The following is a 21,956-nucleotide window of genomic DNA, read 5'->3' on the forward strand; positions in this document are numbered from 1 at the left end:
GGGCAGGCTAGCTCATGAAACTGCTTGAGATCTTGCGGAAAACCAATCCGTCCTATTTCAGGTATCGCTATAAAAAGCTGCAAGCGAAATACTTTAGGCACCGGGATCGCCACTTGTTCACCCATGCCTGCTTCAATCATCCGCTGATTAACATTCCCAAGCGGGTAATTGAGAATGAAGGGCCGGTTGATGTTTTCAACGATGCCCTGATGGAACGCGTTTGCAGACTGTACCAGAGCTTCTCCCACACATATGAAACAGCGGGGGATATCTGGCAGGAAATTGAAGCCAGAAGAAGGCCCTATACGGATGCCCTGCTGAGGGATGACTACGCAGAGGTCAGGTCTTTCTTTCTCGAGATCCTCAAAGGCGATTTGTTAGAGGGCATGGCCCATGCAAATGGCATAGTCATTGATGCAGGAAGGAATCCCTATACGGCTGACTATTTTACCCTAAGATTGGCGGATACGCTGCTCAGCCTTGCAGAGGCTATGGGCACCTATCCGGTGCATTCCTTCGCGCAGATGGATCTGCAACGCTATATCGACCACCTTAACCCCAATCTCGAAAAACTCGTGGCTGATATTGAGCAGGAAATTGGTTTTTCTCTTGATATGCCGCAGGTTGGGAACCCGCCGATTGTTCGTATTGGTGATCACCGTCTGAATCCCGACCCGGTTCAACATGCCTATACCGCGCACCGGATACAACAGCTGCTTGGCAATAAGGCGAACCCAACCATACTGGAAATCGGCGGGGGGTATGGCATGACAGCTTTAATGTCTCACCGGGCGGGGCTTCGGAACTATACGATTATTGATTTGCCTTATGTCTCGTCTTTTCAACTGGGATATCTCGGGGCTGTAATCGGTAGTGATAAAATTCAGGTCTATGGCGAAAAGGGCGAGGGCTTAAGACGGGAGCAATATGATATTGCTCTGGGGCCGCCTGTCGCGATCAGCGCGATTCCGGACAGATCCATCGACCTTGTGGTGAATGTGGATTCAATCCCCGAGATGCCGGTGGATGTTGGCGCAGATTACTTAAAAGAGATCAAGAGGGTCTGCCGCGGACAGTTTCTATCCATGAACCAGGAAGCCCGGAAACAGCACATAAATCAGGTCCAGACAATTGTGCCGGAATTAGTGAAAACCGTTGGCGGATTTAAACGCACGCACCGTTTCAGGCATTGGATGGAGCAGGGGTATGTCGAGGAAGTCTATGACCTAACCTCAACTGACTGACGTCTCATTTTCAGATTGATGGGCATGCAATTTGGCATAAAGCCCATTTCTCGCGAGAAGTTCTGTATGGGTACCAGATTCAGCAACCTTTCCAGCCTGCAATGCATAAATCACATCTGAATCGACAATGGTCGATAGGCGATGGGCAATCATCAGCACTGTCCTGCCTTCGATCAGGCGTTTCAAGGCTTTCTGGACAAGTTTCTCCGTTTCGGAATCAAGCGCTGATGTGGCTTCATCAAGCAACAGGATGGGAGCGTCTTTATAGATTGCGCGTGCAATGGCCAGCCGCTGGCGCTGGCCGCCGGAAAGCTTTGTGCCCATTTCACCCAGTTCAGAATCATAGCCGTCTTCCAGCATCATGATGAAATCATGCGCTTCGGCCGCTTTGGCCGCGGCGATGGCCTTTTCCCGGTCTGGAGCGGTGTCGGCATAAGCGATATTAGCCAGGACCGTATCGTTGAAGATCCCGGTTTCCTGGCTGACAAGCGCGATATTATCGCGCAGCGACCTAAAGGTCAGGCCACTGATGTCCTGGCCATCAATCTCTATTGAACCTTTTGTGGTATCGTAAAAACGCAGAAGCAGGTTGAAAATGGTCGATTTTCCTGCGCCTGAAGGACCGACAAGGGCAACTTTGCTGCCAGCAGGAATATCGAGACTGATCCCTTTTAAGACTTCGATTTCATTGTCGTAGCTGAAAGACACGTCTTTGAAGCGGATCGTACCCTCGTTCAGTTGCAGCTCCGAAGCATCTGGCGCTTCGACGATCATGGGTTTGATGTCGATGACCTCGAAGGATCGCTGGGCCGCCGCCAATCCCTGCTGAAGGTTTGAATTGAGATTGGCAAGGCTACGCATTGGCTGATAGGCCATCATGAGCGCCCCCATGAAGGACATGATGGAGCCGACCGAAGCCTCACCTTCCGCAATCTTGAAGCTGCCGTAGAGGATGAGCAAGGCAACGGAAGCGCCACCCAGCAATTCCATCATGGGATACATACGTGAACGGACCTCAATGGCCTTCACGCCTAGTTTCGCGATCCAGTCAAAGATTACCCGGGCCTTTTCCTGGGCAAATTCTTCGGCACAGAAGGATTTAACCAGTCGAACACCCTTGAATTTATCGTCCAGCAGGGACGTCATATCGCCAACGCGTTCCTGAGATGTCCGGGCAATCCTTCGGAGTTTTTTACCAATTGCAACAATGGGCAATGCGGTTATGGGGAAAATGGTGAAGACCACTAGGGTCAGCTCCCAGTCCTGATAGATCATAACGCCAATCATGACTATCACCAGGACCAGGTCGCGGGCGATGCCTGTGATGGACTTAACCACGGCTTCGCGTACCTGATAGGTGTCGCTGATGAAGCGGGCCACCATCTTACTGCTGCCGTCTTTGAACATGTGGGAGATGTCGGCATTGATGATACTGCTCATCATGTCCGATTGGAGATGCGAGATCACATTGGATCCCATCGTATTCATGCGGACGGTCTGGATATATTTTGATATGCCCATGACAACGCCGAGCAGGACAATCACGCCAGTAATCAGAAACACTTTGTTTTCTTCCCCGCCCAACAAGGCATCATCCATAGCAGGTTGAATGATCAAGGCCTGGGCCCCTTGCAATAAGGCGGACAAGACAAGAAAGAAGGCGGCGATCGTGATATCTTTCTTGTGATGGATCATATATTGACTAACCAGCCTTTTAACCAAGGCTTTGGTCGGCAAATGCACATCAGTGTTCTTTGATCTGGAGAAGAGGCCCATGGCGTTTTCAGTTCTTTTCTGATCGATTGGCCCGCCACCAGGCAATGGTGTCGCGCAATCCACTTTCTAAGGTATGTACTGGATGATATCCGACTTCATGCTTAAGGCGGTCCGTCTTTGCAATCAACTGCTTCGGATCATCGGGACGGTCGGGAAGGGCGCCTAGCTTGACAAGGTCGGGTCGGCCAAGCTGTTCGGCCAGTTCCTGCACAAAGCCGGAAAGCGGGAGGGCGCTACCGGTGGCCATGTTGACCGGTCCTTGGACGTCACTGTCCAAAAGGGCTGCGAAAGCCCTTCCTGCATCCTCGGTATGCATGAAATCACGGATCTGTTTGCCCGATGAACATTTTACCGGTTGGTTATTGGTCAGATTGAGGATGACATCCGGGCATAGTCGGCGCGCTTGCTCACCCGGCCCATATAACAGGAACAACCTACCCCAGGCAAAGCTGAGTCCACTGGTTTCTGCATATTTGCCGAGAAGCCGAAATGTAGACAGCTTGCTTTGTCCATAGAGCGTATGGGGGTGGCAGAGCGCCGTTTTCTCATCCAGGGGGGCGGAGAGGTCCTTTTCTGCCCAACTATATTCCGCGCAAGTACCTGCAGCGACAAATCGCCCTCCACCCAACTCCCGAAACTGTTTTGCTAAATGAAGGCTGGCGGCAACGTGATTTAGGTTGTTCGGGCTGTGCCAATATTCGCCATGCTCGGTTTCCCATGCTAAATGCAGAATGCTCTCAGGGCGGACTGCTTTCAGCAGCTGTTCCATGGCCGGGATATCGAGAATATCAGCTTGATGGGTTTCATGATCCGGATTTTGTACGGGGTGACGGCTGATCAAATGCAGGTCATGACCCTGGCTAGCGAGTGCATTAACCGCATGCCGACCGACAATGCCGGAGCCACCTGTGACAAGAATTCTACCCATTGCTCATACCTTCTGTGCATGATCGGGGTAAGATGCATCCCGTTCAGAAATGACCGATGGTTCAAAAGGCCATTTAACGCCAAAGGCTGGGTCATTCCAACGCAGTCCCCGTGCTAGATCCGCCTCGTAAAAGGCCCCCATCAGATAATGAGCCTCTGTCTGGTCTTCCAAAGTCAGGAAACCATGGGCGCATTCGGGAGGGACAATCAAGGATTTCCTATTGTCTGCGGTTAACTCCGCACTGACCCATTTGCCATAGCTTTTGGATTGCGGCCGAATATCAATGACCACATCAAACAGCGCGCCCTTGACAGCGCGGATAATCTTCGGGTCCGGGACGGGGGCGGCCTGCCAGTGCATGCCGCGCAATGTTCCTCGCCGTTCATTGAAGGAAATGTTCTCCTGACAGACCTGAAAGGGATAGCTCAGGCCCGCTTGCGCGAGGAGATTTGGACAATAGCTGCGCGCAAAAAAACCGCGATCATCCCGCAACGGGGATGGCTCCAAAATGAAACATCCTTCAATGGCGGTTTCTTTTATGTCCATGGAACCTCATGCAACTCCGGAATAGGCGCATAGCATTTTCCATCCCACTCGCGGATGAAGGATAGTTGCTCGGTGATTTCCCGTTTCAAATTCCACGGCAGAATCAGGATATAGTCGGGTTTGGTCTCCCGAATAGCTTGCGGAGCGCGAATATCGAGCATGGAACCGGGCATAAAATGATCCTGTTTATGCGGATTTGCATCAACGGCATAATCAATATCATCCCGACCAACGTCAAAGTAATTCAGCAATGTGGATCCTTTGGCAGCAGCCCCATAAGCCACGACTTTCTTGCCATCCTGTTTGGCTTTTTCGAGGAAACCAATAACTTGTTTCCGAATGTGCTCAATTTTTGGGAAGAAATCCGAATAGGTTTCGATCCGGTCCAGGCCGGCGGCTTTCTCTTTGGTGCGCACGTCGATCAGGCCCAGGCATTCTTCCCGATCGGATTCCCGGTGGCAACCATGGATGCGCAGGCTTCCACCGTGAGTTGGGACTTCCTGGACATCGAACAGACGCAAGCCGAATTCCGCAAAAAGACGTTCCACTGCCTCTAAGGACAAGTAGGAAAAATGTTCGTGATAGATGGTATCGAACTGCACTTCCTCCATCAGTTTGAGGAGATGCGGAAACTCAATGGAGATGACCCCTTCGGGTTTGAGCAGGGTTTTGAGGCCTTTGACAAAATCCCGGATGAAGGGTGTGTGGGCCAGGACATTATTGCCGACGATGAGATCAGCCTTGCCTTCGTCCTGGACCATGGCGTTGGCGGTTTCGTCACCAAAAAAGGCGTTCAGGGTCGGAATACCCTTTTCCTCGGCGACTTTGGCGATATTGGCGGCAGGCTCTACACCGCGGACCGGCACGCCCGCGGCCACGAAATGCTGAAGCAAGTAACCGTCGTTAGAGGCGATCTCAACGACATGGCTTTCGGCACCTAAGTCGAAACGGTCCCTGGCATATTCGGTGAATTTCCGCGCATGTTCGACCCAGCTTGGCGAATAGGAGGAAAAATAAGCATAGTCCGAGAAAATATCCTCAGCCGGAACCGAATCCTCGACCTGCACTAGGAAACAGTGCGAGCAGACCCGTGCATGCAGGGGATAAGAATTCTGATTCTTTGCGTCATCCAGGCTTTTTGGATAGCTGTTGGCCAGCGGCATGGGCCCCAAGTCAGCAAAGTCATGGATGAGTTCGGTGCCGCAAGCACGGCAAAGCTGTTTTACGTCGGACATACTCGGTCTTAGTCTTTCCAGATTTTCCAGGGGGCTTCGCCGGAATCCCACAGGGATTGTAAGTAGCGTTTTTCACGCAAGGTATCCATTGGCTGCCAGAAGCCCTTATGGGTGAAGGCGGATAATTCTCCTTCGCGGGCCAGCGTTTCCAACGGCTTGCGTTCCCAGATGCAATCATCGGCGTCAATGAGGTCAATCACGGACGGATCGCAAACAAAATAACCGCCATTGATAACCGCGTTATCCCCCTGGGGTTTCTCCATGAAATCCGTGATCTGGTTCCCTTCAAGCTTCAGGGCGCCAAATCGGCCCGGCGGAGAGACGGCGGTCATTGTGCATTTCCGACCTTCACGTTTATGGAACTCAATGCTGGCCGAAACATCGATATCGCCGACACCATCCCCATAGGTGAAAAGGAACGGTTCATCTTTGTCCAGATAGCGTGCTACACGACCGAGGCGGCCACCAGTTTGCGATTCCGCGCCCGTATCAACCAGCGTGACGTTCCAGGGTTCCGACTGACTGTTGAGATATTCGATCGAATTATTCGCCATATCCACCCGCAGATCGGAGGAATGAAGGAAGTAATTGGCGAAATACTCCTTGATCATATAGCCCTTATAACCAAGGCAGATAACGAAATCATTGATGCCGTGGGCAGCATATATTTTCATGATATGCCAGAGAATGGGGCGATCGCCGATCTCTACCATCGGCTTGGGGCGCAGGGATGTTTCTTCCGCGAGCCTGGTGCCAAGACCGCCTGCAAGAATAACCGCCTTCATGGTTTTAAGTCTCCAGCTAAAATTTCATTTGATCCGTTTGCTACGGAGCGCTGTTCCTGGTCTAGGGCCTTAGCGCCGGCAAGATAGGCGATTGTACCGGCGAAACGGGCCATATCGCGCAGCGCTTTTTCCTTTTTTAGAATCAGGCCGTATCCTATCGCCTTGGGCAGGAAGCGCAAGGCGTGACGCAGCCCAAGTGACCAGGCGGCACCGGAACCCCTGTATTTATTTTCGATATAGAGCCTAGCCCAGCCATAATTCCAGAATTTTTCCCATTTGTAATGCAGACTGGGGCGGACCGATCCGCCATTTAGATGCGTAATTTGCGCCTGTGGGACAAGGATCAGACTGAATCCTGCGTGTCGCATGCGCAGGCAAATGTCATCATCATCGAAATAGAGGAATATCTCAGGATCGAAACCGCCGACTTTTTGGTAGGCCGTCTTGCGGATCAGATTAACCGCTCCGGAGATGAATTCGGCACAAAGTTCACCGCCTGGCGCAGGTTCTTCGCTGCGCTGATCAAAGGGTTCCGGGAATTTCCTTCGGTGAAACATTGCCACATCATGGGTCAATTCCAGACTGCCATCCGCATTCTTGTGTTGCGGGCTTATGATGCCTGCCTCCGGGTAACGGTCGGCGGCGTCCAGCAGGGCGGCAACATCGGCAGGAGTAACAATCGAATCAGGATTCACCATAAGAGTGAATTCGGTTTTGGCGGCGGCCAATCCCTGATTGGCCGCATTTCCATAGCCGACACCCTTGCTATTGCGGATGACCCTCGCCTGGGGCGTTTGCCGGGCAACGATTGCCAACGTGTCATCCTGGCTGGCATTGTCGACAACGATGAGATTCTCGGCGGAACGGAATTGTTGCAGGCAATCGCCGATGACATGGCCGCCGTTATGGGTAACGGTGACGATCGTGACACGGGACCAGTCCGGAGAGGCTGTCGTCATCTCTGGCAATCCTGCCTTAGACCCAAAAGAGTTCTTTATTCAGCATGCCTGAGTTTTGGTGACTGTTCAGCATGTTGAGGCGCATGAGATTGGATGCCCGGAACTCAGCATCCTTAAATCCGACAGCTGTCAGCCCGGCCTGCAAACCTCGGATTGCATCTTCCAGGGAAACCTGGGGCGTGTATCCTTGGGCCAACTCAGAGAATTTCGAAAAATCCACCTTGTAGGTACGCTTATCCGGCATGGCATCCTGGTTAATGGAAACATCAACGCCAGGAATGATATCCGCGACCGCATGGGCGAGATCCCGGATCTGGTAGTTCCAGCGGTCAGAACCAGTATTGAGTGCCAGGAAGGGCGTATCGGCATCCGACTGAATGGCCCATTCAATCGCACGTGCCATGTCATCAACATGGATGAGCGGTCGCCAGGGGGTGCCGTCACTTAGAATGGTGATGGTGCCCGTGGCGATCGCGGAGGCCACAAAATCGTTTAAGACCAAATCGAGGCGCAGGCGGTCACTCCAGCCGCAGGCTGTTGCAAAGCGAAGGCAAGTGACTTTGAAATCATCATCAGCAAGCTCGGCCAGGGCTTCTTCCATGGCGATTTTGGACCGGGCATAAGCTGTAACCGGGTTTAACGGTGCTTTTTCGTCGCATGCCTTGTCCGGTCCGGCTCCATATACGCTGCAGCTGGAAGCAAAGACGAACCTTTTGACGCCTGCGGCTTTCGCAGCTCTTGCAATCTCGACCGAGGCTTCAATATTGATCTCGGCCGTCACCTGTTCATATGCATTTCCAATCGGATCATTGGAAATCGCGGCAAGATGCACGACGGCATCAATGCCATCCATGATTTGATTCGGATAGTTACGAATATCGCCAAAATACTGTGCTTTTAACTGGCGCTCCGGCAGGCCGTCCTTGGTCGTCAGGCAGTGGGCAAAATAACCGGTGTCAAACCCATGGAGACAATAGTCTTCCTTGGAAGACATCAGATGCTTTGTCAGAGGGGGCCCGATATAACCCATGTTGCCGTTGATCAGGATGTTTTTTGTCATGGGAAATCGCCAATGCCTCTTCGAATGGTTCGAATGATACTATGGGTAATATCGGCCGGGGGTAGGGGCGTCAAGACTGGCTGAAACGCTTTTCTAGTGACCGGACAATTCGGTAAAGATGAGATCGAAAATGGCTCTTGGTCCGAAAGAAAGTTCTTTTTTCTTCCTGGCTCAGAATATGGGGCGTGAATCCCGTTTTCCAAACAATATAGGGTAGGCTGAGCTGGTCGCGATGCGAGACCCGATTTATCTCCTGCCACCAGGCATTGGAAAGCGCAACCACCTCGGGATGATTGTGCCTTCGGATAAGCAGATTGTTTTCCATCAGTGGACTTTGTTCCGGGAAGCCGAGATTTTCATAAGATCTTTGTTGCGTGCTTAAAAGCACAGGATCGGATTTCCCATGCCGGATACATTCCTGAAATTCTGTGTCCATGTAAGGATGTTTCGGATGCTGTGCAGTTACGAAATCCGGCCATCCAATGCGATTAAGGATCTGGTCAGGATTGCTGACGAGATAGGCATTCCCGTCAATGTAAAGCGAGTAATCATAATCGGGCAGGAATAAGTGAGGAAGTATTTTTGGCAGACGCGAATAACGAAAACCATCATATCCCCAATCGTCATATTTCACGATCTTCCAGTTTGACAGCCCCAGTTTGCCCAAAATGGGAAGTCTTTTGCCGTCCGTGAAGCAGATATAATCCCATCCTGGATATTGAGGCTGCTCCAGCAATTTATCATAGCCGTTAACAATCACGGTGAAGATGGCTTTTCGGGACATGAATATGCTTCCACAAAGAGGGAGCTGCCTATTTAGTCGCTACTCGTTGAGTTCTCAACCCTGTCATTGTCATTTTAACCGATCTGAGGCACAACCTTTGGACCCTTTCTTAACAGATTGAATAATGAAATGTGTGGTTTCGCTGGTTTTGTCACTTCTTCTTCAAAAATCGGCCGTGAAGAGTGGATTGACCGTTTGTCTTCTGCTGGCATGGCAATGGCTCATCGGGGGCCTGATGACCAGGATTTATGGCTTGAACCCGATTTAAGGGCGGGGCTGAGTTTTCGGCGTCTTGCGATTCGTGATTTGTCTGAAAGTGGTCGACAGCCAATGGAATCCCATTGTGAACGTTATGTGATCGCGTTCAATGGAGAGATTTACAATCATGAGGACCTCCGCCGGGAATTGGAACAGACCGTGCAGGTGAAATGGCGTGGCCATTCGGATACTGAGACGTTGTTAACGGCGATCGCCTGCTGGGGACCGGATGTCGCCTTGACGCGCCTTGACGGGATGTTCGCATTTGCGCTGTGGGATCGGCGGGACAGGACGATGTTCTTTGCGCGTGATCGGTTTGGAGAAAAACCGCTTTATTGGGGCTTACAGGGTGGATGCCTATATTTCGGTTCGGAATTGAAAGCTATGCCGGAGCTGGGCCTTTGTTCCGGTGATTTGGATGAAAAGGCAATCGCTCAGTTTTTCCGCTATCGATATATTCCGGCACCACAAACCATTTTCAAAGGCGTTAATAAACTGCGCGCTGGCGAGGTGTTGAAGGCTCGATGGACGGAAGAGGGGCTTGATACCGAGTTGGAATTCTATTGGCGTTCCACGTGTGAGGCGTCAGCTGTTGCGACGAGAAAAAATCCTGCCGATAGCGAGACGGTTGAAAATCTGTTGAAAACGTCTGTTGAGGGCCGTTTGAATTCTGATGTTCCACTAGGTGCCTTTTTGTCAGGCGGAATCGATTCCTCCCTCACCGTTGCACTGGCCCGACAATTGGATCCTGGTCTCAAGACCTATACCATTCGGTTTGAAGACAGCCGCTTCAATGAAGCTGATCATGCAATGGCCGTGGCCCGTCATCTGGAGACCGACCATCATGAACTGACGGTGACGGAGCAAGATGCGCTTGCCTGTGTGGCCTCCCTTTCTTCCGTTTATGATGAACCGTTCGCAGACCCGTCCCAGATTCCGACCATTCTGTTATGCAGAAAGGCAAAAGAGCATGTCACAGTGGCACTTTCGGGGGATGGCGGAGACGAGTTTTTTGCCGGCTATAGCCGCTATGCGCGGATCTTGAATAGATGGGAAGGCCGTCCTCCTGCATGGATGCGCAAGGGATATGCATGGGCTTCGTCTCTGCCGGTATCAGGATTGGGTAAGTCGGGTGAAAAGATATTCCGCACATTCATGAATGGTCGGGCGGAAACGCTGGAAGAATACGCCCAGAACGAAGTTGGGTTTTGGCGCTCTGGTGTTCCCGTACGGGATATTGCAGCGGGCGAGAGGCACCTGTTTTTATCGGCTTGGCCGGGGGCGGATGACCTGGCTGATTTTGATGGCATTAAACGCCAGATGATTTCAGATGCGATGGTGTATTTGCCCGATGATTTGCAGGTGAAGGTGGACAGGGCGGCCATGGCCTGCAGCCTGGAGGTTCGAACTCCCTTTCTTAACCAGCAACTCGCCCGGGCGGCCTGGTCCATATCGACCGACAATCATATGGATCCAACCCATGGATCAAAGAGTATCTTAAAACAGATACTCTATCGCCATGTGCCAAGAGAATTGGTCGATAGACCGAAACAGGGATTTGATGTCCCGTTGCGCGAATGGCTGCGCGGCGCGCTGAAAAGCTGGGGTGAGGAGCTATTGAACGAGTGTGATTCAACCATCCACGATATCGTCGATGTAGCGCGTATCCGTCGGGTATGGGCTTGGCACCAGGCCGGTGGTCGCCGCGAGGGAGACCTCTGGCCGGCCCTGGTGTTTCTCGATTGGTGGCGACGTTGGCAGGCCTAGGGCCTGCCGGTGATCGGCATCAGCTGACAGCTTGGTTGATCTGGGTTGCTGCAACAGGATGCAAGGTCAGAAACAGATTTTTTATAGATCGTGTCCCAGGCTTCCTTTGAATGAAAGTTTCCGGCGGGCATCCAGTGGCTGCCCGGATAATCCAGCGCCCAATCATCGCCATTTTGCGGGTGGATGACGCCGGCCGATTCTAAAATGCCCTGCCGGCAAGTGAATTCTGACCCAATCCTATGGCAGCCGATACATGTATTGCCGCGTGTTGTGATGGACTTGGGTTTTGCCCATTTTCGAAAAGCCTCCCCGATGTCATTGGCATACCAGCCAAAGGGGTCGGTCGGTACCTGATGCCAAACCTGACCGATGAAGGGGCTGTACATGAAAGGATCGCTATCATGGCAGTCACCGCAATCGGCAGAGGCGGTCTTTTCCGGGCTGTTCCAGAAGGCACGGGCGGACACATGGCCCGGCGGCGGAGAGACTTCATTGGGCGGCGGTACGCGTGTGGCATCAAAGCCGTTCGCATCCTTGGCTTCGGCCTGGAACCAGCAAGTGCTGCCCGTCACCACATCATGGGCAATGATATCAATCTCGTCAAAATAAGGACTGTCGGCGGTCCGGATCTTCTTTTGCCGGCAAAGCGCCGTAATCTGGGCATTGTCGTCGGAAATCAGCAATGCCCTGGAGAAGGGAACGCATTGCCCGTCGGACTCAGGGCCAAGGGGCAGCAGGGAAGGGCGATCGCAATCCATGCCGGGAAAATAACTATCCGGCGTTTTGCCACCCACCGTGATGGGAATAATTTCCCCATCCAGACAATTGAAAGCTGGGATCTGGGCGATGGCGGCCGCACATTGATTGCCATAATCTATAATGTCTTCCGCAGCAGAGATCGCGGTGAAACCGAGCGCGGACAAGCCCGCAAAAGCGGTAATCGCAAGTTTCTTTATCATGCTACCAACCCCGGGCTGTTAAGGATGACCTGTTTAATGGCCCGGTAGTACCGGACATAACCGGTGCAGCGACAGATATGATCGCCAAGCCAGTTATCGATAAAGGGGTCAAGATCCTCCATCTTGACCGGACTGCGCCGCAATCGGTCCATCATCACTGTGGCGGCCATGACAAATCCCGGTGTGCAATAGCCGCATTGGAACGCGAAATTGGTCAGCAAGGCTTCCTGAAGGGCATTCGGGTGCCCGTCAACGGACTGGCCTTCGACAGTGAGGATATCAACACCCTCCAACTCTGAAACCGGTGTTGAACAGGATAACATCGGTTCCAGGGGGGCCTGCGGATGGCGGCGCACGGCGACCGTGCAAGCCCGGCAGACACCGATCCCACAGCAGAATTTTGTACCGGTCTGGCCAAGGTCTTCCTGCAGGAAATCCACCAGGGGCAGGTCAGGTTCATCGCCCGGGGCGGTGACCGGTTTGCCATTCACGGAAAAACGGATGTCCTTGCTCATGCCAGTGCCTCCAGGATTTTTGCATTTGTGATCGGCAAGTCTCGGAAGCGCTTGCCTGTGGCATCCGCCAGGGCGTTTGCAATGGCCGGTGCCACCGAACACATCACCGCTTCGGCGATTCCTTTGGCGGTCCGATCCCCTGGCAGCGGCAGGAGCGTTTCCAGATTGAGATCGTGGATCGGTACATCACTGGCAAGCGGCACATGATAGCGGTTCAGGTTCCAGTTTCCGGCGGCGGGTCCGGAAAGGCCGGGAGGCATATCTTCCAGTAGGGTATAACCGATGGCCATGGCGATACCGCCCTCGCTTTGTCCCTCCACCAGATCCTTGGTGATAATCCGGCCGGCATTGAGAATGCTGATGGAATTGAGGATCCGCACCTGGCCGCTAGAGGGATCGACTGTCAGCGCGATCAGGTTGCCACAGGGGGCGAATGTGGTTCTGGAATAGCGCGCCGATTCATCACTGGGATAAACGCCATTTTGCCGGTTCACCAGAATAGGCGAGAAGGAGCCCGCCTTGAACAGGCCCAGTGCATCGATGGCAAAACGATAGGGGCGGTTGCCGATCTGATATTCCGCCTGAACCCATTCCGCCTGGAAATAGGCATGGATCATGGCACCGGCATAGCCGTCATTGTCATAGATCCAGCGGGCGATCTCACTGAGGTCCAAGGGCCGGTTGCCGGGCGAAGTCAGTGCGCCGTTACGCCATCTAATGGACCTGCGGTCCACGTCTTTTTTCCAAAGAGCATTTGCCGCAGGCAGAATGGCGGTTTCCAGCAGAACAAGGCTCGCCTGCTCAATGGCGTGTACCTGATGGAAGGCTGTCAGGCAGGCGCTGGATGAGCCGGATACCTTCTTCACCCAGCGCGGATTGTCCCAGCCAGGATTGGCGCCGTCATAGCCGCTTTGAAGTTGCAACTGATTGAAGGACGCCGCATCCCCCATGGTGATCACATCGGCATTGCGCCCGAGATAGGTCGCGGTCACGACGGCCAGCGTGGTGGCAGAGCCATTGCCCATATCGACCGCGTTGCTGGTAACTTGCAGGCTTCCATCAGGACCAAGCGAAACATAGCCGAGCATACCGTCGCCCGATGTGCCATAGGCCTGGTTTGATAGGGCAAAACCAACGCCATAGAGCTGGCCATCGCCGGTATGTTTCTGTCGTTCCTTATCCCGATCACGCCAGACGGGATGATGGGCGGCCTTGTCCAGGATCTCACCAAGACGCAACTCTTCCAGGATTGGTCCGCCGACAACGGTATTCATACCGCGTTTCAGCATATTCATCCGGCGAAGCTCGATTGCATCAATGGCCAGGGACTCAGCCGCCTCATCCATCAATGTCTCGGTCGCGAAAAACGCCTGCGGACCGCCAAAACCTCTTTGCGAGCCACCGGTTACATTCACCGAATGGTGGGCTTCGGCCTTGATGACTGATTGTGGGATCTCATAACCGCCGCCAACGCAAAGGCCAGCCAACTGTGCTACATAAGGGCTAAGATTCTTCCGACCGCCACCGTCAAAATCCATGCGTGCGTTCAAGGCTTGCATCTGGCCCTTTTTGTCGAAGACAAGGGATTGGCTGATGTCACATGCATGACGTTTCAGGCCTGCCTGGAACTGCTCGAACCTGTCCTGGGCAATGCGCACAGGTCCATTGGCGTAAACGGCGGCGATGGCCAGATAGAGGGTGAATATGGATTTGTCACGGCCGCCAAATCCGCCGCCCGGATAACAGGAGGTTAGATTGACCGTTTTAATGGGATTGTGGCTGTTATCGGAGGAAAAAATATCCAAGGCGCTGGAAATGTCACCATCGGGCGATTGGGTACCCAGAACCAGGCTGAGGCTGGCTTTATTCCTGTCATACCAGGCAATACCGGCTTCCGGTTCCATGAACATGGGATCCATGGCCTGCATGGAGAAATCCGCCTGGAACTGAACCCATTCGCCGCTGGCGGTTTTGTTGGCGATCTCGGCATTGATGGCATTTTCAACCGTCCGCGCCTCTTTGGTGTAATCCTTGTCGCCACCGTTTAACGTGTAGGAAAAAAGGTCTTTACCGCCTGTCGGAGAGGCTTTGCGCACATAATCGGTTAGCGGGGTATATTCCACCGGTGGGGAGGGGCTGGTCTGCGCGCCATATTGTTGGATCGCGTTGTTAAACTGTAGTCGCTTTTTTGCCCGGCGATAGGATTTACGATCCTTAAAAATCAGGAAGGCGACCGGCTGGCCCAGGTAATCTGGTACATTGCCCGCCACAACCACATAATCATAGTTGATGCCATAGGGCAGGATGATACCGTCTTGAAGTATCTGTTGACCGGTCACGATGGTTTCCGGCTGCAATTCCGGCGGAAGTCCGGAGAGGTCCAGGCCATTGAAGGGTCGGTCCGCATGAACCGCGCGGATGATCATCACCGGCCGTTCAGCTTGCGGCCAGCCTGGCATGTCGGTGGCATGATAATCCCTGGCATAAACTTTCCGGCCCAGCACTTTGTCCAGACCGTCGATCCGAAAGCGGGCCTCACCCGGTCCTTTGGCCCAATGGGCCGGCGCCGGGGTGATAGATGCTTCCAGGGCTTTGAAAGGGAAGGGTAAAAGATTGAGGGCGACCGCACCGCCCGCGGTCTTGAGCATGGTCCGTCGTGTGATTTGCAACAGCCTGATCCCGTTTTATTGTTTTCACTGGTGACAGTGTATTTGCAAAATCATAGCACGTAAAAGTTGATTCTGGTCAACTGATTATTGTTTTAATTTCAGGATTGGCGGAAGAGTGGGCGCAGCCTGAGCCCGATAAAATTGCCCACCAGAGCGGCGATAATCCACGCCCAGCCATGCAGGCTGGTCGATGCGACCCCGCTGAAAAAAGCACCGATATTACAGCCATAGGCCAGTCTCGCGCCATAGCCCAACATCAGCCCGCCAAGCGCTGCGGCGAACAGTGATCGAACATGGATCCGAACGGTGGGGCGAAAGGAACCGGCAAGGCTGGCGGCAAGGCCGGCCCCGGCCATGATCCCAAAATTCATAATGGATGTGGTGTCTTGAAAAACGGAGTTGGCTAGGGCGCGGGCCGGAAATCCGCTTGCCCAGAAGGCGCTGGTCGCCGAATCCCAGCCGACCATTTCAGCAATCTTTGCCGCCCAAAGCGCAAAAGCCCAGGTGATCGACCAGGGGTGCCCGGCAATCAACAGGGTCAACCAATTGAAAAGCGCCAGCAGGATGGCGCTGAGCAGTAACGGCCATGGCCCTTTGATAAGCATCTGCCAGTGGAACTTTCCGCCCCACCAAAGCGGCCTCTTATTGCTGCTCCCCAGCTTCCTGAGGAGGTGATAACAGATCACCAAAAAGGATAACTGCATCGACACAGCAAGAGGCCAACCGAGTTCTTCGGCCAGGGAGATGGTGCGAAGCCGCGGCATCTCCTGCCACCAGGACAGGTCCAGGCTGCCCCGGAATCCACCGATACAGAAAAACAACAGGACAATCATCATGCGTATGTTGCCGCCACCGGCGGTAAAAAGGGTCCCGGATCCGCACCCGCCACCTAATTGCATGCCAATGCCAAAGATCATGGCGCCAAAAATCATGGATATACCAATGGGCGCTACGGCCCCAGTGACAGGGTTTCCCAGAAAACTGCCGTTGGCCAGTACCGGTGCAAACAGCAGCATGGCCAGGGCCAGCATAATGAATTGCGCGGAAATGCCCGAGATATCCTTTTCCTGGAATGCCCGGCGATAGGCTGACGTGAAACCGAAGGCCGCATGATACAGGCTGAAACCCAAGCCAATCCCGAGCAGGAAAAGGGATGCTGTTTTTGCGCCAACTTGGACGGACAGGCCGAAAAGGATTAGGGCTGCGGATAGGGCGGTGAGGAAGACCGGCCGTTGAACAGCACGAGGCAAGGATTTGGGGGATGCATGATCTGTCATAGAAAGCTCATAAAAGGCGTTCATTGGCAGCACCAGACTATGAAGCGTTCCAGATCAGCACAAATTACGAGTTTGTGAGTGGGGGCTGAGTATGGGTTCGGTTACCGGCCGGGCGGCGGGGCATGTCCGGCAATAACCGCGTCAAAGCTACCGTCCCGGCACCATTCCTGCAGGGATTGGGCAAAATGATAAACCACGCTTGATTCACTTTCCTCCTGGCGGATTAGGGCCTGCCAGGTGACGAAAATACCGTTCTTGGATAAACGTTTGGCGACCAAGGTGTCATTTTTGAGATGGCCGCGAACCGCCCATTGGCTCAGGATGCCAAGGCCAAAACCGGATCGGACCAATTCAACAACAGCCTCGGTCACACCGGCTTTGATGATCTTGTGCAAAGCGACATTGGCGGGTGAGAACAACAGGTCATGTTCAAAGCCGCGTTCCGGCTGAATGCCATAGGAAATAAAGGGTTGTGGTAAAAAATCCTCTGCTTCCAGCCACTCTTTCCCGGCCAAGGGGTGATCTGGCGGCAAGATGCCGACCAATTCATCCTCAAACAGCGGAAAGGCGGTCAGCCTGTTATGGTTCAAGCGACCGGCGGTCAGCGCCACATCTATTTCGCCGGAGGCCACCGCCTGATGGGACAGGGAGGTAAGGGAACCGACAATCTCAGTGTCCACATCATTTTCCTGGTCCTGAAACCGGCGCATGAAGGCGGGCAGCCATTGATAACAGCCATAGGCGTGTGAACCGACCCGGACAATATGGCTAACACCTTTGCGATAGTTCAAAACGTCCGATTCCGCCTGGGAAAGGGCATTTTCTATCACTTTTGCTGTGCCCAGAAGCCGCTCGCCGATTGGAGTGAAGCGGTATTTGCCCTTCACCCGCTGAACCACCGGGGTGCCGATCCGGCGGTCCATTTCGCGCAGTTGATGGCTGGCGGCCGGTTGGGTCAGGCTCAGGCTTGCTGCCGCCCGGGTCAGCGATTGATGGCTTTCCAGGGCAACCAACAACCGAAAATGGCGCAATTCCAGTGAAAGAGGCATGAGCATATCCATAAAAAATATTCATGAATTTTGGGAAAATTATGCATTTTCATTCATAAAGCGCCAGAACTAAACTCCAACCAGAAAAAATAGGTTCAAGGCCTTGGGAAATAGGCCGCTGGTTCTGTCAGGGAGCAGGCAGATGGTAAGACGCAAATCTGGGCGGCGCAGTGCCGAGCGGGAAGCGGGAATGGGATTTAACCAGCTTCCTTTCGGGCAGGTATATTCGCCCTATTCCCCGTTCGAAATTCTCTCCGCGGATCAGTTGGAGGCGATCCATCAGGCTTCATTGCTGGTGTTGCGGGATACGGGCATGACCTTCTTGCTGCCTGAGGCGCGGGAGCTATTAAAGGCGGCCGGGGCCGATGTCCAGCCTGGCAGTGATCGTGTCCGGTTTGAGCCTGCCTTGATTGAGGCGTTGATCAAGACCGCGCCATCGCGTTTTACCATGCATTCCAGGAACCCCGCGTTCAATTGCGAGATGGGCGGCAACATCATCACTTATGGAATGGTGGCAAGCCCGCCCAACGCGACAGATATCGACCGTGGACGGCGCACGGGAAACTTTGAGGACTTTTGTAATTTCATGCGCTTGGCGCAATTAATTAATGTCGCACATCATGTTACGGGTTATCCGGTTGAGCCAATTGATATTCCGGTGCCGGTCCGTCATCTTAAGGCCTATCAGGCTGGTGTGAAACTGTGTGAAAAGGTCAGTTTCGGTTATTCCCATAGCCGGGAACGCATCCTGGATGTGATTGAAATGACGCGGATTGTGCGCGGGATTTCCGAAGAACAGATGACACGGGAACCAAGCCTCTTCACCGTGGTTAACGCCAACTCTCCTCTGCAATATGACCGGGCAATGCTGGAAGGCATTATCGAGATGGCCAAGAGGAACCAGCCGGTCATTGTCACGCCTTTTACCCTGTCGGGTGCCATGGCGCCGGTCACGATTGCCGGAGCCTTGGTCCAGCAGAATGCAGAAGCGCTGGCGGGCATTGCCATGACTCAGGTGGTCAATCCAGGCGCGCCTGTCCTTTATGGGGGGTTCACTTCGAATGTGGATATGAAGACCGGATCACCGGCCTTTGGCACGCCGGAATATGCCAAGGCGGTGCTGGTAGGCGGTCAGTTGGCACGGAAATATGGTGTTCCTTACCGGACATCCAACGTGAATGCCTCCAATGCTCCCGATGTCCAGTCGGCTTATGAAAGCATGAATTCCCTTTGGTCGACCATGCTGGCCCATGGCAACTATATCAATCATGGCCTGGGTTGGCTGGAAGGGGGGTTAAGCGCTTCTTTTGAGAAAGTGATCATCGATGCCGAGATGATCCAAAATATGATCGCCTTCATGGAACCGCTGGAAGTGACTGAGGACAGCCTGGCCGTTGATGCGATCAACGAGGTGGGGCCGGGTGGGCATTTCTTTGGCACGGCCCATACACTGGCGCGCTATGAAACCGCTTTTTATGCACCGATGCTATCTGACTGGAACAATTATGAAAACTGGTCAGAATTGGGCGGACTGACTGCAACCGAACGGGCAAACCGGATCTACAAGAAACTATTGGTGGATTATGAGCGTCCGCTGATGGATCCGGCCATTGAAGAAGAGTTGGATGCCTATGTTGACCGCCGAGTCGCCGAAGGCGGCGCGCCGCTGACGTAATAATGAATTCAAGGGAGTGAGGGTATTGGCCATTCAAGAAAGGGCACAGGCGGTTGTGATCGGTGGCGGGATCGTCGGCTGCAGCATTTTTTATCACCTGACAAAGCTGGGCTGGAAGGATGTCCTGCTGTTGGAGAGGTCCGAATTGACCTCCGGGTCCACCTGGCATGCGGCGGCGGCCAACCTGATCCTGCATGATGTGGCCAATATGCTTAAAATCCAGCATTACACCGTCATGCAATACGAAGCTTTGGAAGCGGAAACCGGACAATCCTGCGGTATTCATCCCTGTGGGGGACTTTATCTCGCCAATACCCCAGAACGCTGGGACCAGATCCAGATCCTGCATAGCCGTGCCCGCTTGATGGGGCTCGAATCCGAGCTGCTAACGCCCGAGCAATGCAAGGAGAAAATGCCGGTCTTAAACATCGACAAGGTTATCGGCGGCATGTTCGAACCCAAGGAAAGCCACGTGGATCCAAATGGGGTACCCCATGCCTATGCCAAGGGCGGCAAAATGAATGGCGGCAAGGTGCATCGCTTCTGTCCGGTGACCGAAACCAATCAATTGCCCGATGGCCGCTGGGAGGTTGTAACGGATGAGGGTACGGTCATTGCCGATGTTGTGGTCAATGCGGCGGGCCTGTGGGCAAGGGAAGTGGGCAAGCTGGCCGGATTGGATATCCCGCTGATGCCGATGGAACACCAATATATGGTGACCGAGAGCATTCCGGCCATTGAGGCATTGGATTTCGAATTGCCAATCCTTCATGACAGCGACATGGAGTTTTATACCCGTCAGGAAGGGCAGGGATTGCTGTTTGGGGCCTATGAAAAAGAAGGGCATCATGTCTGGGTGGACGGAACACCTCTGGATTTCGGTCATGAGCTGTTCCCCGACGCGCTTGACCGTATGGAAGAGAATATCATGCAGGGGATGGAACGTATTCCCTGTATGGCGGACGCCGGTGTACGGCGTGTGGTGAATGGCCCGATGATCTGGTCGCCTGATGCGTTGCCGCTGATCGGACCGATGCCGGATGTGGAAAACTATTATATCGCCTCTGGGGTGATGGCGGGTTTCAGCCAGTCGGGCGGTTTGGGCAAGCTTCTGGCGGAATGGATCGTCGAGGGCGCGCCCAGTCTGGATATATTCTTCCTCGATCCGGCCAGGTTTGGTCGCTTTGCCAATCAGAATTATGTGTTGGCGCGCACCGAGGAAAACTACTCGACAAGATTCCGGATCATCTTTCCCAATGATGAACGCCCCGCGGGTCGCCCCAACAGGACAAGGCCGGTTTATGACCGTCAGAAGGCGCGTGGTGCGGTCTTCGGCGCGTTACTTGGCTGGGAATACCCGCTCTGGTTCGCACCAAAAGGCATGGAGCCAAAAGACCAGAATAGTTTTCGTCGGGCCAACTGGTTCGATGTGGTCGGCGATGAATGCCGGGCGACCCGCGAAACCGTCGGGCTTCTGGATACATCAATTTATGGCCGCTATATCATTGAAGGCCCCAAGGCAGAGGCATGGCTGGATCGGTTGGTCACCAATAAAGTGCCAAGCAAGACCGGCCGTGTGGCGCTTTGTCCCATGCTCAACGAAAAAGGCGGCGTGATCGGCGACTTTACCGTGACCCGGTTGACGGCGGAGCGGTTCCTGCTGATCGGGGCCGGGGTCGCGGAATATTTTCACAAACGCTGGTTTGACCGCTTCCTACCGGCTGATGGCGTCCGTTATGAAAGCTGGTCCGACAGTCATGCCGGTTTTTCCATCTCCGGCCCGAATGCCAGGGCTTTGTTGAGGGATTTAACCGGAGAGGATGTTTCCCATGAGGCATTCCCTTTCCTGACATCGCGCGAGATGAATATCGGGCAGGCACGATGCATTGTCATGCGGGTCTCTTTTACCGGCGAAGCGGGATATGAGGTCTATATGCCGGCCAGCCAGCAGGTGGCTGTCTATGAAACCATCCTGAAAGCAGGAGAAAAGCACGGTCTGAGAGAGATCGGTATCCGGGCGCTTAATTCCATGCGCCTGGAAAAGGGATATGGCGGCTGGGGCCGGGAATTCATTTTGGAATATAATCCGTTTGATTGCGGATTGGGTCGGTTTGTTAAATTCGACAAAGGGGATTTCGTTGGCCGGGAGGCTGTCCTGAAATTCCGGGACCCCGACTATGTGCCGGACTACAAACTCTGTTTTCTGACGGTGGAAGACGGGCCGAACAATGCTGATCCCATCGGCGGCGAACCGTTGATGAAAGGGGATGAATGCATCGGGGTGATTTCATCTGCCGCCTATGGCTACACGCTTGGTAAAACGGTGGCCCTGGCAATGGTGAAGACGGACAAGGCCATGCCCGGCAGTGATTATTGGATGAAGATTATTGACGAAGAACGGCAGGTGACCCTGCACGAAGAACCGCTGTTTGACCCCAAGGGTCTGAAACTGCGCCAATAAGAGACAGGA

The 21,956-nt window shown here is 53.6% G+C and carries 17 protein-coding genes; 4 read left to right on the top strand and 13 right to left on the bottom strand.

Annotation, left to right across the window (positions count from 1 at the left end):
- Positions 1-14: 14 nt before the first annotated feature.
- A complete protein-coding gene (locus tag DFP90_RS11365; RefSeq protein ID WP_115936613.1) occupies positions 15-1,244 on the top strand; it encodes a putative sugar O-methyltransferase in 1,230 nt (409 codons plus the stop codon).
- On the opposite strand, the gene DFP90_RS11370 is transcribed toward DFP90_RS11365, so the two are convergent.
- The 8 genes from DFP90_RS11370 to DFP90_RS11405 form a co-directional block, all read right to left on the bottom strand.
- Positions 1,233-2,939 (bottom strand): ABC transporter ATP-binding protein, encoded by a 1,707-nt coding sequence (locus tag DFP90_RS11370; protein ID WP_181905311.1) that lies wholly within the window; start codon positions 2,937-2,939, stop codon positions 1,233-1,235. The two genes, DFP90_RS11365 and DFP90_RS11370, sit on opposite strands and share 12 nt — an antisense overlap.
- Before the next feature lie 88 nt (positions 2,940-3,027).
- Positions 3,028-3,948, bottom strand: coding sequence for an NAD-dependent epimerase/dehydratase family protein (locus DFP90_RS11375; RefSeq protein WP_115936615.1), 921 nt, complete (start codon positions 3,946-3,948; stop codon positions 3,028-3,030).
- Between the two features lie 3 nt (positions 3,949-3,951).
- Complete coding sequence (gene rfbC, locus DFP90_RS11380) at positions 3,952-4,494, bottom strand: dTDP-4-dehydrorhamnose 3,5-epimerase (protein ID WP_115936616.1); 543 nt, start codon at positions 4,492-4,494, stop codon at positions 3,952-3,954.
- Positions 4,485-5,729: a class I SAM-dependent methyltransferase gene (locus tag DFP90_RS11385; protein ID WP_115936617.1), complete on the bottom strand. Its 1,245-nt coding sequence runs from the start codon at positions 5,727-5,729 to the stop codon at positions 4,485-4,487. The genes rfbC and DFP90_RS11385 overlap by 10 nt, the downstream gene beginning before the upstream one ends.
- 8 nt (positions 5,730-5,737) lie before the next feature.
- Positions 5,738-6,514: a glucose-1-phosphate cytidylyltransferase gene (gene rfbF / locus DFP90_RS11390; RefSeq protein ID WP_115936618.1), complete on the bottom strand. Its 777-nt coding sequence runs from the start codon at positions 6,512-6,514 to the stop codon at positions 5,738-5,740.
- Positions 6,511-7,473, bottom strand: coding sequence for a glycosyltransferase family 2 protein (locus DFP90_RS11395; RefSeq protein WP_115936619.1), 963 nt, complete (start codon positions 7,471-7,473; stop codon positions 6,511-6,513). Before DFP90_RS11395 ends, rfbF begins: the two co-directional genes overlap by 4 nt.
- A 16-nt stretch (positions 7,474-7,489) precedes the next feature.
- A complete protein-coding gene (locus DFP90_RS11400; protein ID WP_115936620.1) occupies positions 7,490-8,533 on the bottom strand; it encodes an NAD-dependent epimerase/dehydratase family protein in 1,044 nt (347 codons plus the stop codon).
- A gap of 70 nt (positions 8,534-8,603) precedes the next feature.
- Positions 8,604-9,317, bottom strand: a complete 714-nt coding sequence (locus DFP90_RS11405) for a glycosyltransferase domain-containing protein (RefSeq protein ID WP_115936621.1) — start codon at positions 9,315-9,317, stop codon at positions 8,604-8,606.
- Between the two features lie 129 nt (positions 9,318-9,446).
- Between DFP90_RS11405 and asnB the strand changes: the two genes are divergently transcribed.
- Entirely contained in the window at positions 9,447-11,342 is a 1,896-nt protein-coding gene (asnB, locus tag DFP90_RS11410) for an asparagine synthase (glutamine-hydrolyzing) (RefSeq protein ID WP_115936622.1), read from the top strand.
- Here asnB and DFP90_RS11415 read toward each other — a convergent pair.
- The 5 genes from DFP90_RS11415 to DFP90_RS11435 all read right to left on the bottom strand — a co-directional run bounded on the left by DFP90_RS11415 (position 11,339) and on the right by DFP90_RS11435 (position 17,811).
- Entirely contained in the window at positions 11,339-12,301 is a 963-nt protein-coding gene (locus tag DFP90_RS11415) for a hypothetical protein (protein ID WP_115936623.1), read from the bottom strand. The genes asnB and DFP90_RS11415 overlap by 4 nt on opposite strands.
- On the bottom strand, positions 12,298-12,816 hold the full coding sequence (locus DFP90_RS11420; protein ID WP_115936624.1) for a (2Fe-2S)-binding protein: 519 nt from the start codon (positions 12,814-12,816) through the stop codon (positions 12,298-12,300). The genes DFP90_RS11415 and DFP90_RS11420 overlap by 4 nt, the downstream gene beginning before the upstream one ends.
- Positions 12,813-15,485, bottom strand: coding sequence for a xanthine dehydrogenase family protein molybdopterin-binding subunit (locus DFP90_RS11425; protein WP_147300994.1), 2,673 nt, complete (start codon positions 15,483-15,485; stop codon positions 12,813-12,815). Before DFP90_RS11425 ends, DFP90_RS11420 begins: the two co-directional genes overlap by 4 nt.
- 98 nt (positions 15,486-15,583) lie before the next feature.
- The gene (locus DFP90_RS11430) at positions 15,584-16,762 is read right to left on the bottom strand and encodes a YeeE/YedE family protein (protein WP_218044652.1); all 1,179 of its coding nucleotides are present in this window, start codon (positions 16,760-16,762) and stop codon (positions 15,584-15,586) included.
- A gap of 101 nt (positions 16,763-16,863) precedes the next feature.
- The gene (locus tag DFP90_RS11435; RefSeq protein ID WP_181905312.1) at positions 16,864-17,811 is read right to left on the bottom strand and encodes a LysR family transcriptional regulator; all 948 of its coding nucleotides are present in this window, start codon (positions 17,809-17,811) and stop codon (positions 16,864-16,866) included.
- A gap of 142 nt (positions 17,812-17,953) precedes the next feature.
- Here DFP90_RS11435 and DFP90_RS11440 point away from each other — a divergent pair, with 142 nt between their 5' ends.
- Positions 17,954-19,486: a trimethylamine methyltransferase family protein gene (locus tag DFP90_RS11440; RefSeq protein WP_115936628.1), complete on the top strand. Its 1,533-nt coding sequence runs from the start codon at positions 17,954-17,956 to the stop codon at positions 19,484-19,486.
- Between the two features lie 25 nt (positions 19,487-19,511).
- Positions 19,512-21,947 (top strand): GcvT family protein, encoded by a 2,436-nt coding sequence (locus tag DFP90_RS11445; RefSeq protein WP_181905313.1) that lies wholly within the window; start codon positions 19,512-19,514, stop codon positions 21,945-21,947.
- Positions 21,948-21,956 lie beyond the last annotated feature (9 nt).

It is taken from the genome of Aestuariispira insulae (assembly GCF_003385955.1).
GTDB lineage: Bacteria > Pseudomonadota > Alphaproteobacteria > UBA8366 > Aestuariispiraceae > Aestuariispira > Aestuariispira insulae.